The organism is Arthrobacter sp. NPDC080031 (assembly GCF_040702485.1).
Taxonomy (GTDB): Bacteria; Actinomycetota; Actinomycetes; order Actinomycetales; family Micrococcaceae; genus Arthrobacter.
On the sequence record NZ_JBFBLA010000004.1, the window covers coordinates 140,128 to 154,143 of the forward strand.

The 14,016-nt window shown below is 63.6% G+C and carries 11 protein-coding genes; 7 read left to right on the forward strand and 4 right to left on the reverse strand.

Annotation, left to right across the window (positions count from 1 at the left end):
* The first annotated feature begins 23 nt into the window (after window positions 1-23).
* From AB0323_RS04905 to ppgK, 5 genes are all read left to right on the forward strand, one after another.
* Window positions 24-1,274, forward strand: coding sequence for a sugar ABC transporter substrate-binding protein (locus tag AB0323_RS04905; protein ID WP_366176366.1), 1,251 nt, complete (start codon window positions 24-26; stop codon window positions 1,272-1,274).
* A gap of 94 nt (window positions 1,275-1,368) precedes the next feature.
* Window positions 1,369-2,556 (forward strand): glycoside hydrolase family 15 protein, encoded by a 1,188-nt coding sequence (locus tag AB0323_RS04910; RefSeq protein WP_366176367.1) that lies wholly within the window; start codon window positions 1,369-1,371, stop codon window positions 2,554-2,556.
* On the forward strand, window positions 2,553-4,805 hold the full coding sequence (locus AB0323_RS04915; protein WP_366176368.1) for a TIM-barrel domain-containing protein: 2,253 nt from the start codon (window positions 2,553-2,555) through the stop codon (window positions 4,803-4,805). Before AB0323_RS04910 ends, AB0323_RS04915 begins: the two co-directional genes overlap by 4 nt.
* A gap of 90 nt (window positions 4,806-4,895) precedes the next feature.
* Window positions 4,896-5,894: an aldo/keto reductase family protein gene (locus tag AB0323_RS04920; protein WP_366176369.1), complete on the forward strand. Its 999-nt coding sequence runs from the start codon at window positions 4,896-4,898 to the stop codon at window positions 5,892-5,894.
* A 40-nt stretch (window positions 5,895-5,934) separates the two neighbouring features.
* Window positions 5,935-6,774 carry a polyphosphate--glucose phosphotransferase gene (gene ppgK, locus AB0323_RS04925; protein ID WP_366176370.1) on the forward strand — a complete coding sequence of 280 codons (840 nt, stop codon included), beginning with the start codon at window positions 5,935-5,937 and terminating at the stop codon, window positions 6,772-6,774.
* 241 nt (window positions 6,775-7,015) lie between these two features.
* Here ppgK and AB0323_RS04930 read toward each other — a convergent pair whose 3' ends face one another.
* From AB0323_RS04930 to AB0323_RS04940, 3 genes are all read right to left on the reverse strand, one after another.
* Entirely contained in the window at window positions 7,016-8,041 is a 1,026-nt protein-coding gene (locus tag AB0323_RS04930; protein WP_366176371.1) for an ATP-dependent 6-phosphofructokinase, read from the reverse strand.
* A 458-nt stretch (window positions 8,042-8,499) separates the two neighbouring features.
* Window positions 8,500-8,799 (reverse strand): hypothetical protein, encoded by a 300-nt coding sequence (locus tag AB0323_RS04935; RefSeq protein WP_366176372.1) that lies wholly within the window; start codon window positions 8,797-8,799, stop codon window positions 8,500-8,502.
* Window position 8,800: 1 nt separating this feature from the next.
* Entirely contained in the window at window positions 8,801-10,222 is a 1,422-nt protein-coding gene (locus AB0323_RS04940; RefSeq protein ID WP_366176373.1) for a PspC domain-containing protein, read from the reverse strand.
* 125 nt (window positions 10,223-10,347) lie between these two features.
* Between AB0323_RS04940 and AB0323_RS04945 the strand changes: the two genes are divergently transcribed.
* Window positions 10,348-11,703 (forward strand): PspC domain-containing protein, encoded by a 1,356-nt coding sequence (locus tag AB0323_RS04945; RefSeq protein ID WP_366176374.1) that lies wholly within the window; start codon window positions 10,348-10,350, stop codon window positions 11,701-11,703.
* Window positions 11,700-12,401 (forward strand): response regulator transcription factor, encoded by a 702-nt coding sequence (locus AB0323_RS04950; protein WP_366176375.1) that lies wholly within the window; start codon window positions 11,700-11,702, stop codon window positions 12,399-12,401. Before AB0323_RS04945 ends, AB0323_RS04950 begins: the two co-directional genes overlap by 4 nt.
* Before the next feature lie 114 nt (window positions 12,402-12,515).
* Here the strand turns inward: AB0323_RS04950 and AB0323_RS04955 are convergent, their stop codons facing one another.
* A complete protein-coding gene (locus AB0323_RS04955) occupies window positions 12,516-13,745 on the reverse strand; it encodes a pyridoxal phosphate-dependent aminotransferase (protein ID WP_366176376.1) in 1,230 nt (409 codons plus the stop codon).
* Window positions 13,746-14,016: the final 271 nt, after the last annotated feature.

The following is a 14,016-nucleotide window of genomic DNA, read 5'->3' on the forward strand; positions in this document are numbered from 1 at the left end:
CTCACCTATCAATGGAGATACACATGAACAAGAAGCCCCTGGCCGCTCTAGGCCTCGCCCTGGCCGCAATTCTGGCCATGTCAGGCTGTGGGACGGCGGCAAGCTCAAATGTTTCAAGCACCGAAAAAGTAACCATCAAGTACTCGAACTTCATCTCGAACGGAGGCAACGAAAAGAACCTGGACACCATCGTTCAGGCCTTCGAAAAGGCCAACCCGAACATCACGGTCCAGGTCACTACCTTGCCTTACAAGGACTACGCCACGGCTCTTCAGACGGACCTGGCCGCAGGGACGCAAGCCGATACTTTCGACATTGAGTACGCGAACCTTCGTTCGTACGTGGCCAATGGGGCGGTCGCACCTCTCGAGGGAGTTGACGGTTCCAAGTACAAGCAGTCCCTGCTGCAGTCCTACCAGTCAGACGGCAAGCAGTACGCGCTGCCCAGCTCCTTCTCCGACGTCGTCCTCTACTACAACAAGGCACTCTTCGACGCCGCCAAGGTCGCGTACCCCACGTCCAGCTGGACCTGGGCTGATGAGACGGCCGCTGCGAAGAAGATCACAGACAGCACCGCGGGCGTCTATGGAGACTTCCAGAACGTGAGCTTCTACGAGTTCTACAAAGCACTGGCCCAAACCGGCGGCAAATTCCTCAACGACGACGGCAAGTCGGTCGCCTTCAACTCGCCCCAGGGCATCAAGGCGGCCGAATGGCTGGCAGGCAAGAGCGGAACCACCATGCCTACACCCGCCCAGGGCGCCGGGACCCCGGACTTCGACACGAAGCTGTTCAAAGACGGCAAACTTGGCATGCTTCACAGCGGCATCTGGGTGGCCAGCAGCTTCGCCGATTCACCCAAAAACTGGGACATCGCCGTCGAACCCGGAGACACGCAGAAGGCAAGTGCGGAGTTCTCGAACGCGATCGGGGTTTCTGCCAACTCGAAGAACAAGGCTGCAGCCCAGAAATGGGCCGAATACATGACCAGTTCAGAGGTCATGGCACAGACCCGCATCGGCGCCGGATGGGAGCTCCCGGCCACCTCCGATGACTCAGTCCTGAAGCCCTATCTGGCAAAGGACAAGCCGGCAAACCGCAAGGCCATTTTCGACGCCCTTGACAACGTCGCGCTCCCACCGGTCATCGGAGACAACCAGCAAAAAATGGTCGACATCATCACCAACGCTCTTGGCGAAGTCGAAGCGAAGCGCTCCACTGCTGGCGATGCCCTGAAGGGTGCCGCGGACCAAATCAACGCCCTGCTGAAATAGGCCGGGCACAGCCCGAACAAGGCCGGTGAGCGGGCCGCAGTAACGCCGTGAGCTGCCGGCACCGCGACCCGCTCACCATCTGAAAGAGAAGCCAATGATCGACAAATCAATGCAAGGTTCAACGGTTACGCGCAACGGAGATCCCGCTGTCCGTTCGGTAGTCCAGGCCGGCATCCGGCTCATCCTGGAACAGCAGACCCCAGGTGGCGCTTACCCTGCCAGCCCGTCGTTTTCCGCCTACGCCGGGTACTGCTGGTTCCGCGACGGCTCGTACATCGCCGACGCCATGTCCGCGGCCGGGCACATCGAATCCGCCGAACGGTTCTTCGACTGGTGCTCGACAGCCTTGACTTCCCGTGCGGGAAGGATCCGCCGGATCGTAGCTGAAAGCCTGTCCGGCCGACCGGTCGCCGGTGACCAAATGCTGCCCACGCGTTTCACCCTCGACGGGGCCGAAGGAAGCGATGACTGGTGGGATTTCCAGCTCGACGGATACGGTACGTGGCTTTGGGCGTTGGCTGAGCACAGTGCCCGCCATGACCGGTCACTGGCCCGGTGGGACGAGGCCATTGCACTCACCGTCGATTATCTTTCTGCATCCTGGGAACGGCCCTGCTACGACTGGTGGGAAGAAGCTGCCCAGCACGTGCACGTGAGCACTCTGGGTTGCATTGCTTCCGGACTGGCCAGCATCGCCCAAACCGGGATACTCGAGGAATCGCTGTCAGAACGGGCCGCTTCCACCGCGGACCGGATCCGCCGACGAGTCCAAGTTGACGGTGTCCGGGACAACCATCTGACGAAATGGCTGGGAACAGACACGGTTGACGCCAGTCTCCTCTCGCTGATTGCTCCGATGAACTTCCTGCCCCCGCACAGTCCCTTGAGCGCAGGGACCATCGCGGTCATCGAGGAGCAGCTCACCGTCGACAACGGAGTTCACCGGTATCTTGCTGACACCTACTACGGCGGCGGCCAATGGCCTTTGCTTAGTTGCTTCCTCGGCCTCGCCCACGCCGCTTCCGGAAACCGAACCAGAGCACATGAGCTCCTGGAATGGGCCGCGTCGACCGCCGACGCGAACGACGAACTTCCCGAACAAGTCGAGCATCACCTTCTTGACCCCGATTTTCTTCAACCTTGGAACGAGCGCTGGGGTTCCTCGGCAAACCCGCTGTTGTGGAGCCACGCCATGTTCATCCGTCTCGCCATCGCCCTTGGCGTCCCGTACGACACTGCCGAAACGACTCCGGCCACAGCATCGAAAGAGAACGCTCAATGATCCGTCACAAGCCATTCGGTTCCGGCCATCCATATGTGGATGACACCGATCAGCGCAGCCCGTCCCATCCCGTCGCAGGGGAGCCTGTCACCTTGGGCGTACGAACCTCGCCGGAACTGACCGACGTGGTCTGCGAGCTCGAAGTCACCGGCCCCGACGGCACTGTCACGAAGACGACCGAACCGCTCGCGCAAGTACCGGCGGCATCACGCGGACAGGTCATCGATGGCGGGCACCTGGCATCAGCTCAGGCCAAACTCGCCCGTTCAGCCAGGGGCTGGCAGATAACCCTCTCGCCGGCGAAGGCACAGACGACATACCGGTACCGATTCACGGCCCAGACCCGCAACGGCGGGACGGAAAGGACTCGATGGTTCAGCTACAGTGCCGCCACTTGGACTCCGGCCAACGAGGTCCTTAGAGTCATTGGACCAGACCGTGTGATCGCCGACTCCGTTGAAGCGTTACATGACGGTGCACGGGCTTTGCGTGTTCGCTTCGCTCTCCCCTTGGCCTTGAACGAGCGTGTCACCGGCTTTGGAGAACGCTTTGATGCCCTCGACCACCGCGGGACCAAGCTGGACGCGGTCGTCTTCGAGCAATACAAAAGCCAGGGAGCGAACCGGAAGACCTACCTGCCGATGCCCTTCGCCCACGTGGTAGGGGGCGACGGCTGGGGATTCCACGTCGAAACTTCCCGACGCACGTGGTACGACATCGGGGCCTCCGACGAAAACCGGCTCATCATTGAAGCCGAAGTCGGCCCCGAACCACTGAACGGGGACACTCTTCTGAACCTGAGGTTCTTCGAAGGAACGCCGACGGCGGTCCTGAAGTCCTTCCTGTCCGTCGCCGGAAGCGCCAAGGAGTTGCCCGATTGGGTGTTCAAGCTTTGGGCCAGCGGTAACGAATGGAATACCCAAGCAGAAGTCATGCGACAGATGGATCGGCACCGGGACACCGGGATTCCGGTCGGATCGGTCGTCATCGAGGCGTGGAGCGACGAGTCCACGTTCACTGCGTTCCGCGACGCTGAATACGAGCCGAGTTCCGATGGCTCACCGCACCGTCTCAGCGACTTCACCTTCCCGGAGCATGGTGCGTGGCCGGATCCGAAGGCCATGGTCGACGACCTTCACGCCCGGGATATCCGGGTGGTCCTGTGGCAGATTCCGCTCATCAAAATGCGACCCCACCCGCAAGGCCAAGCCCGATTCGACGCTGAAGCCGCGATTCGTGAAGACCGGCTCATCCGGGAGGAGGCCCCTGACGGCAGCCTGCGCCCTTATCGAAACCGCGGATGGTGGTTCCCCCTCAGCCTGATGCCGGACCTGACAGACCCGGAAGCCGCCCGATGGTGGACGGAGAAGCGACGCTATCTCGTCGAAGAAATCGGCATCGACGGTTTCAAAACCGACGGTGGAGAACACGCCTGGGGCGAAGAACTCCAGTATCTGAACGGAATGCGCGGAGACGAAGGAAACAACCTCTTCCCTGTCGCGTACGCCAGGGCCTACGGTGACCTTCTTGAATCCGCCGGAAAGGCACCTGTCACCTTCAGCCGCGCGGGTTTCACCGGTTCCCAGGCCCACGGAGCCTTCTGGGCCGGGGATGAGAATTCCACCTGGGATGCATTCCGCTGGTCCCTGTTTGCCGGACTCTCCGCGTCAGCATGCGGAGTCTTGTACTGGGGCTGGGACTTCGCCGGCTTCTCCGGCGACGTCCCGACCTCAGAACTGTACCTGCGGTCAGCCGCCGCAGCAGTATTCGTGCCCATCATGCAGTATCACTCCGAGTTCAACCACCACCGGAAGCCATCCCGGGACCGCACTCCGTGGAACATCCAGGAAAGATCCGGGGATGAAACTGTTATCCCCGTTTTCCGTGAGCTCGTCGAACTGCGCGAACGCCTTATTCCCTACCTGGCCCGGCAGGCCCGCAGGGCCATCGACACCGGAGCCCCCCTCATGCGCCCGCTGTACTTCGAGCACAGCAAAGACGACGAGGTGTGGAAGCACCCCCTGCAATGGATGCTCGGTGAAGACCTCCTTGTCTCCCCCGTCACCGAGGAGGGAGCCCGCAGCTGGACGGCCTACCTTCCCGGCGGCAACTGGCTCGATGCCTGGACAGGGGAAACATACGCCGGCCAGCGAACCGTCGAGGTATCCGCGCCACTGAACCGCGTTCCTGTCTTCGTCAGGGCGGAAGCCTGGGACGAGATGAAGGACGTTTTCACCCCCACGGCTTAACAAGACCCGACGGTCGGCTCTTCCGGGTTTGGGGAACCGGTTCCTCAACGCGGAAGAGCCAACCCCGGACACCCAACTCGAAGGAAGTCCTTGGAATACAGAAAACTCGGTCGAAGCGGCATGTATGTCAGCGAGATCGCATACGGCAACTGGCTAACGCACGGGGCACAGATTGATGACGACCTGGCACGACAATGCGTGCACGCTGCCCTGGACGCCGGCATCAGTACTTTTGACACCGCCGACGCATACGCGGAGACCCGGGCCGAGGCCGCCCTCGGCTCGGCGCTTGCCGGAATCCGGCGCGAAAGCGTGGAGATCTTCACAAAAGTGTATTTCCCCACAGGCCCGGGAAAGAACGATCGCGGACTTTCCCGGAAACACATCATGGAAGCCATCGATGGAAGCCTCCGCCGGCTCAAAACAGACTACGTGGACCTCTACCAGGCACACCGATTCGACTACGAGACACCCCTCGAGGAAACGATGCAGGCTTTCGCCGACGTCGTGCGTGCCGGCAAAGCCCACTACATCGGCGTCTCCGAATGGACCGCGGATGAGATCCGGTCAGCGGCGGCCCTGGCAACGGAACTCAACATCGGGCTGGTTTCCAACCAACCCCAGTACAACATGCTGTGGAGGGTTGTTGAACCTGAAATCATCCCGGCCAGTGAAGAGCTTGGGATAAGCCAGATCGTCTGGTCCCCGCTGGCCCAAGGAGTCCTCACGGGCAAATATTCACCTTCAGAGGGCGCCCCTGCCGGTTCCCGAGCCGCCGATGAAAACGGCGGCAAGGACGCAATGGCTAAGTGGCTGTGCGATGGCGTTCTCACCAGGGTCCAGAATCTTCACCCCTTGGCAGCAAGCGCGGGAATTCCGCTAGCCACCCTCGCTTTGGCGTGGGTGCTACAAAACCCGAACGTATGCACCGCCATCATCGGTGCATCCAAACCTGAGCAGATCAAGGAAAACGCGAAGGCAGCCGGGCTGACGTTGGAGGATGCACTCCTGAAGGAGATCGATGAAGTCCTCGAGCCCGTCATTGAACGTGACCCCAGGAAGGTCGACACATGTCCCAGCCGGCCTTAGGCACTCTCAGCGCAGCAGCAATGCTTGCGGCCGGCTCGAAATGAATCGGAACAATATGCCTACAAACATGACAGGCGCCCATTTCATCGGCGTTGACATCGGTGGCACCGGCGTCAAGGGCGGGATCGTCAACCTCGAGACTGGCGAGATCCCTGGGGGTTGCGTCCGTCTAGCCACGCCCCAACCGGCTGATCCAGAATCCGTCGGCGATGTTGTTCGGCAACTCGTGGACGAACTCGCCGCGGGAAGCAAAGCGGGACATGATTCAACCGTTGGCGTAACCTTTCCGGGCATCGTCCAGCACGGCACGTCCCGATCAGCGGCAAACATGGACAGGACCTTCATCGATTTCAACATCGGCACCGATTTCTCCGATCGCATTCGGCGGCCAGTCGCCGTCCTGAACGACGCCGACGCCGCAGGACTCGCGGAAGCCCGCTACGGCGCCGGCAGGGGGACGTGCGGCACGGTTTTGGTCATCACCCTGGGCACTGGGATCGGGTCGGCTCTGATTTTCGACGGAAACGTCGTGCCAAATGTCGAGCTCGGTCACATTTCCATCGATGGTCACGACGCTGAAACCAGGGCATCCGCCGTGGCCCGGGAACGTGACGGATTGGGCTGGCAAGAATACAGCGTCCGCTTGCAACGTTACCTTTCTGAACTTGAGTTCATGTTCTCGCCCGAGCTCATCATTGTGGGCGGAGGCATCTCCCAAAGAGCCGACGAATACCTGCCCCACCTCGACCTGAAGACCCGCATCGTCCCCGCGAAGCTCAGGAACGACGCCGGCATCGTAGGCGCCGCCATCCAGGCTGCGTCAGCCACGTGGGACCAGACTGCCCATAGCCGAGGACCGCTCCGCGAAATCAATGTGTAAGGTCCCGCAGGGTGCTGGCCCGATTGCGAAGCAACTCCTGAAACGGCTCTGGCGCTCCGTTTAGACGATCAGCGCCTAGCAAGTGGGGGACGGGCGCCGGGGGATCCCGGTGCTCGTCCCCTTCTTTCGGGCCGGGTGGTGCTTTCCCCTGCCAACGGAGGCCCCCACCGTGGTTCCCCCTTCGAACGGCTGGTTGCCTGTGACGAGCAAATCACGCCCCTTTGACGAGGGTTCCGATCGCTCAGCCGAACAGTACCGCGGCTTCGTCGTAGCGGTTCTGGGGGACGGTCTTGAGTTTGCCGAGGGCAGCTTCGAAACCCACGTGCTCGATGTCCGTGCCCTTGAGGGCCACCATGGTTCCCCAGCGGCCTTCCACGACGGAATCGATGGCTGCCATGCCCAAACGGGTGGCCAGGACGCGGTCAAAAGCCGAGGGGACGCCGCCGCGCTGGATGTGGCCGAGGATCGTGGCGCGGGTCTCGATGCCGGTGCGGGCCTCGATTTCGGGGGCGAGCTGGTCGGCGATGCCACCCAGGCGGGGCCGGCCGAAGGTGTCCAGTCCGCGTTCGGAGTGCGGGGCTTCCATGTGCTCGGGAACAAACCCCTCGGCCACAACAATCAGCGGCGCGCGGCCACGATCGTGGGCCTCCTGGACCCACTCGGTGATCTGCTCGATGCTGACCTTCTGCTCGGGGATCAGGATGGCATGCGCGCCGGCAGCCATGCCCGCGTGCAGGGCAATCCAGCCGACGTGGCGTCCCATGACCTCGGCGATCATGCAGCGGTGGTGGGATTCTCCGGTGGTGCGGAGCCGGTCGATTGCTTCAGTGGCGATCTGGACGGCGGTGTCGAACCCGAAGGTGTAGTCGGTGGCGTCGAGGTCGTTGTCCACGGTCTTGGGGACGCCGACGATCTTTAGCCCGGCGTCGGTAAGGCGCTTCGCGGCAGCCAGGGTGCCTTCGCCGCCGATGGCAATGATGGCGTCGATGCCGAGGCGGTCCATGTGGGCCTTGATGACATCCGGCCCGCCGCCGTTCTCGAACGGGTTGGTGCGGGACGTCCCGAGGATGGTTCCACCCTGCTTGGCGATACCGCGGACCATGGTGCGGGGAATGTCGATGACGTCGCCCTCCACGACGCCTCGCCAACCGTCCCGGAAACCGACGAATTCCTGGCCGTGAATGGCAATTCCCTTGAGGACGGCGCCGCGGATGACGGCGTTCAGTCCGGGGCAGTCGCCACCGCTGGTAAGGATTCCAATTTTCATGAGGGCTCAAATCCTGGCTAGGAGGTATACGTGCAGAGCGCCACGCTGAGCTCACAACGATTGTAGGGGGCAATGTGGGGTGGGACACAAACATGACCGTCGCCGGGGATGAGACTTTTGAAACAACGTGGAAATCGGACGGGCGAGCCCGGCCTGAATGACCGGCTTATGGAACCCGGCTTAACGAGCGCAGCGCCCCGCCGGGTTGGCGGAGCGCTGGTGAACCCGCCGGCCCGTAAACCCGGGGCCGTGCTAGTGCTAATTCCTGCCTTGCGAGCGCTGGCTGAGGAAGGATTCCAGCGCAATGGTGCCGCTTTGGTTGGGAAGCAGCAGCCAAGCCACCACATAAATCATCACGGCGGGCCCGGGTAGCAGGCAGAAGTGCCCCGTACGATGCTGAAGAACTTGTTCATGGCTAGAGCCTTCCCTGTTGTGGCTGCTTTGTCACGTGCTGCTTGTTACGGGTGGCCGGAATCGGCGCCGGCCCCGGAGTCCGGGCCGGATCCGCTGCCCTTTCGGGAGCGGGCCGACACAAGGCCGCCGATCACGAGTGCCGTGCCGGCCCCGATCATGAGCCCGATCAGTACATAGTTGCCGTTGAGCGCCACGAGGCCGAGCTTGGAAATGATGATCAAAGCTGCGAGTGCCAGCACAATCAGCCCCCAGACCACCGTGCTCACCCTGGCCCGGGAGGCTTGCGCCGTGGGTTCCGGTGCCGGCGCCGTTTCAAATGCCCGTGTGGGTTCGTGCCTGCTCATGTCAGTTTCCTTCCTGGACGGTCACATTGCTGAAGGTGCCGTTGAGTTTGACGACCAGCTTGGCGCCGGGCTTGTCCGTGTTGAAGCTGTCCCGGGTGCCACCGTTGCTTTGGGTGACGGCGCTGCCGTCCTGCTTGAGGTTCGCGAAGGTCATGTCTGCTTGGACCTCCACCGGCACGGTCGCGGGGATGAGGAGCTTGATGTTGCTTGCGGTCACGTCCATCGGGACCACGACGTCGGAACTCAGCGGTGCGCTCAGGTTCAGCTTGGTCAAGTCAACCGTCCCGTTGGCCCCGGTAATGTCGAAGCCTTTGCGCGCATCGTCGATGCTCACCGGGTTCCATTGAGCATTCTGGAGACGGAAGTGGTCTGCGGCGGGGGCGATATTGAATATGCCCCCGATCACCAGCGTCGCAACGGCCAGGAAGCCGAGCAGCCCCGATGTGCGGCCACGAAGCCCCGCAACAAGGATGCCGAGGCCAAGGACTGCTGCGCCGGTGGCCCAGACCACCGCGTTGGCCGCGTCGCCCAGTTGGATGACATGGCCGGCGTCGAGCAGCTTGAGCGTTCCTCCGGCCAGCAGGGCTGCTCCCGCTGAGACCGCTACGATAGCCGCGCCTGGTCCCTGCCGCCTCGGCCGCTCGGGGCGGTTGGGAACGCCAGCCGGCGGGTAGGGACCCGCGGGATTGACAGGGCCCGAGGGGGTTGCCGGGCCGCCGGTCCCGGCCCCGCCGGTCCCGGCCCCGCCGGTCCCGTAAGCACCGGCCCCGTAAGCACTTGAGCCGTACGGACCTGCGCTATAGGGAACCGCGCCGTAATGGCCGGCCGGAGTCTGCCTTCCGTTACGGGCTTTGCTGCGCTGGACCAGGAAGTAGACCAGGTAGATGATGCCGCCTACCCAGAACAGCGTCCACAGGATTCCTGGAACGCCGTTCCAGCCCCAGCCCCAAACGCCGTGGCCAAGGCTTGGCAATCCGATGATGGTTGTGATGAGGGCGCCGGTCATGCCTGCGGACCAACGCCCTGCTCCGGCCTCCAGGGCGTGGATGCGGCCATCGGGTTCGGGCAGGAGCGCCCAGGTGAGGCCGTAGAGCAGGATGCCGATGCCGGCGAAGAGTGTGAGGATGATGAAGATGCCACGGACGATCAATGGATCGATGCCGAAGCGGTGCGCGATGCCGCTGGCCACGCCGCCCATCCACCGGTCGCGGCCGCGGCTGATGCCTTGGCTTCGGATCCAGTTGAAGAAGTTCTGCGGGGGAGCGGGCACTGCGTAGTTCGGTGCCGTGCCGCCGGTGCTGCCGGCGTTCGGCTGGGCCGGTTCTTCCGCCGAGCCTGTCCCTGCCGGATGGCTGGATTCTGCAGGTTGTCCGGGCTCCGCTGCTTGTCCGGAGTCCTCGGGATTCATGCTGTTCGCGTTCATACTTCGATCTTGCCGCCCGGCGACGCCGCCCTCTATTGGGGGATACCCTGAACGTTCCCTGAGTGGCCCCCTGAGATGCCTTGGCTGCGGGCGCCGAAGGCCCTGATACGTGTTTGGATGGATTCATGACAACCGCCATGCAACGCCCGCCGCTGGTCCGGAGCGGCGACCGGATGATTGCCGGCGTGTGCAGCGGCCTGGCGGACCACCTTGGCTGGCCTGTGAAGTACATCCGCCTCGGAATGGTCCTTGCCTCGTTCGCCGGCGGCGCGGGACTGGCCTTCTACGCCTGGCTGTGGGTCATGGTGCCCACCGCCGACGAAAGCGCCCGCCGCAATAGCCGCCGCCCGGCGTCGCCCATCGCTCCTTCGGTCAGCATGCCTCCTTCCGTGAGCATGCTTCCCGACGTAACAGCGCCCGACGGCGTAGCGCAGCCGCCGCTGTCCGCTCCGGCTCCGGTCTCCGCCTCCTGGTTCAGGCTGCGGCGCATCCAGTACGGGAAAGAGATCCTCCTGGGAGCCGGCCTGCTCCTGGTGGCCGCCATCCTCATCGCCCGGCAGTTCGGCGTCGAGGTCCCTCTCGGCACGCTGATCCCGGCGGCAGCCATACTCGGCGGAGCGGCGATCGCGTGGATGCAGCTGGACGAGACGCGCCGCGCCGGACTGGTGGACAAGACCAAGGCCGACCAAGCCGGCGGCTGGGTCCGCCTTGCTGCCGGCCTGGCCCTGGTGGTTGCCGGGGTGTTGGTCATGGTGTCCGGTTCCGGCTCGTGGGAGCAGACCTGGCTCGCGCTGTTGGCTTCCATCGCTGTGCTGGGCGGTGTCGCCCTGGTGCTGCTGCCGTGGGGCCTGAAGTTCTGGAAGGACCTTGAAACCGAGCGGGGAGCGCGGGTCCGCGAGACGGAGCGTGCCGAGATCGCCGCCCACCTGCACGACTCGGTGCTGCAGACACTGGCCTTGATCCAGCGCCGCGCCGGCTCCGAACAGGACGTGGTCCGCCTCGCCCGTGCCCAGGAGCGTGAACTGCGCACCTGGCTATACCGGGACGCCGCCAAGGATGCGGGACTCCTGGCGGAGCGGATTGCCGCGGCCGCCGCCGAAGTGGAGGACGCGCACGGACACGCCGTCGACGTCGTCAGCGTGGGAGACGCAGCCATGACGGACCGGCACGAGGCCCTCGTCCTGGCGGCCCGGGAGGCCATGCACAATGCTGCCCGGCATGGCGGCGGAGCCGTGTCCGTCTATCTCGAGAGCTCGGACACGGGCAGCGAGGTTTTCATCAGGGATCGCGGACCCGGCTTTGACCCGGATGCCGTCCCGGAAGACCGGCTCGGAGTCAAGGAGTCAATCATCGGACGGATGAAGCGCCACGGCGGTACGGCAGTCATCAACAGTAGTTCCGAGGGCACCGAAGTACGCCTGAAGCTGCCCGCCGAGAATGCTGACAAAGCAGAGAACCGAAACGGAGAAGCCAAAGCATGAGCGGCAGCCCAGAAGATATCAAGCCGGAGCAGCTCGCAGCCGGGCAAGAGCCGCGGAAGGTGCGCGTGGTGATCGTGGACGACCATGCCATTTTCCGGTCCGGGCTGAAGGCCGACCTCGATTCCAGGATCGACGTCGTGGGTGAAGCCGGAACGGTGGAACAAGCCGTCGCCGTGATCGCCGAGGTTCACCCGGAAGTGGTGTTGCTTGACGTCCATTTGCCCGGCGGCCTTGGCGGCGGCGGGCGGGAGGTCATCAGCGCATCCGCTCCGTTGCGCGGGAGCACGAGCTTCCTGGCGTTGAGCGTCTCAGATGCGGCCGAGGACGTCGTGGCCGTCATCCGGGCCGGCGCCCGGGGCTATGTCACCAAGACCATTTCCGGTCCCGAGATCTCCGATGCCGTGATCCGCGTGGCCGACGGTGACGCAGTCTTCTCGCCGAGGCTGGCAGGTTTTGTCCTGGACGCGTTCGGAACCTCGCCGGCCGAGATCGCCGACGACGAACTGGACCGTCTCTCCGCGAGGGAACTCGAAGTTATGCGCCTCATCGCCCGTGGCTACAGCTACAAGGAGGTGGCCAAGGAGTTGTTCATTTCCATCAAGACCGTGGAAACCCATGTCTCCGCGGTGCTCCGCAAACTCCAGCTTTCCAGCCGCCACGAACTGACCAAGTGGGCCGCCGAGCGCCGCCTCCTCTGACGCCCGCTCACCTATGGCGGCTTAAACCCAAACGCCCGCTCACCTATGGCGGCTTAAACCCAAACGCCCGCTCACCTAATCCCAAGGCGAGCGGGCGTTTGTGGAGGCGGAGGGCTACTTGGCCTTGCCGAGGAATTCCTGGAGGCGTCGAACGCCTTCGGCGAGGTCGTCGTCGCCCAGGGCGTAGGAGAGGCGCACGAAACCGGAGGGGCCGAAGGCCTCGCCCGGAACAACCGCGACCTCAACCTCGTCGAGGATCAGTGAGGCAAGCTCAGCGGACGTTGACGGACGGACGGGACCGTTCGACGTCGGGAATTCCTTGCCCAGCAGTCCTCGGACGTCGGCGTACGCGTAGAAGGCGCCGGTCGGCGTCGGGCATTCCACGCCCTCGATCGCGTTCAGTCCGGCGACAATCGCCTTGCGGCGGCGGTCGAAGGCGATCTTCATCTCGTCGACGGCGGTCAGCGGGCCCGAGACTGCAGCCAGGGCCGCGATCTGCATGATGTTCGAAACGTTCGACGTCGCGTGCGACTGGAGGTTGGTGGCGGCCTTGATGACGTCGGCCGGGCCGATCATCCATCCGACGCGCCATCCGGTCATGGCGTACGTCTTGGCGACACCGTTGAGGATGACCACCTTGTCGCCGAGTTCGGGGGCGGCGGTGGCAATCGAGGTGAAGGGGACGCCGTCGTACGTCAGGTGTTCATAGATTTCGTCGGTGACAACCCAGAGGCCCTTGGCCGCTGCCCACTTTCCGATTTCGGCCACCTGTTCGGCGCTGTAGACGGCTCCGGTCGGGTTGGACGGCGAAACGAAAAGCAGGATCTTCGTCTTGTCGGTGACCGCGGCCTCGAGCTGCTCCACGGTGACCAGGTAACCCTGTTCCGGACCGGCGAAGACCTCAACGGGAACGCCTCCGGCCAGGCGGATGGCCTCCGGGTAGGTGGTCCAGAAAGGCGTGGGCATGATTACTTCGTCGCCCGGATCAACCAGTGTGGCGAAGGTGTTGTAGACAGCTTGCTTGCCGCCATTGGTGACCATCACCTGGGAAGCGTCAACCTTGTAGCCGGAATCGCGGAACGTCTTGTCCGCGATGGCCTGCTTCAGCTCCGGCAGGCCGGCGGCAGGGGAGTAGCGGTGGTACTTCGGCTGGGCGGCGGCCTCGACGGCGGCTTTGACGATGTAGTCCGGTGTCGGGAAGTCGGGCTCCCCGGCGCCGAAGCCAATCACGGGGCGACCCGCTGCCTTGAGCGCCTTGGCCTTGGCGTCAACGGCAAGGGTGGCGGATTCGGCGATGGCGGAAATTCGCTGTGAAATGCGGGCGGCAGGTATTCCGGCAGACATTAAAGCACCGTTCTTCGCGGGCAGCTCATGAGCTGGATGGTGGGATTCGACGGAATCTACTTTATGCTGTTCTGCGGAGCTATCGGGCTAACGCCGGGAAAGTGTCAGTGCAGGTTGGTCAACCGGGCGCTGATCACACGAGCGGGGCGGCCTGAACACTCCGGAAATGGCCCGGTTCGACTATCGCGACGTTGTTGCGTAGACTGGTTCACCGGTGTTGAAAAACATCACAATGGTTCGCGCCCCAGACTTTGTCCGGGATCTCCTGTTC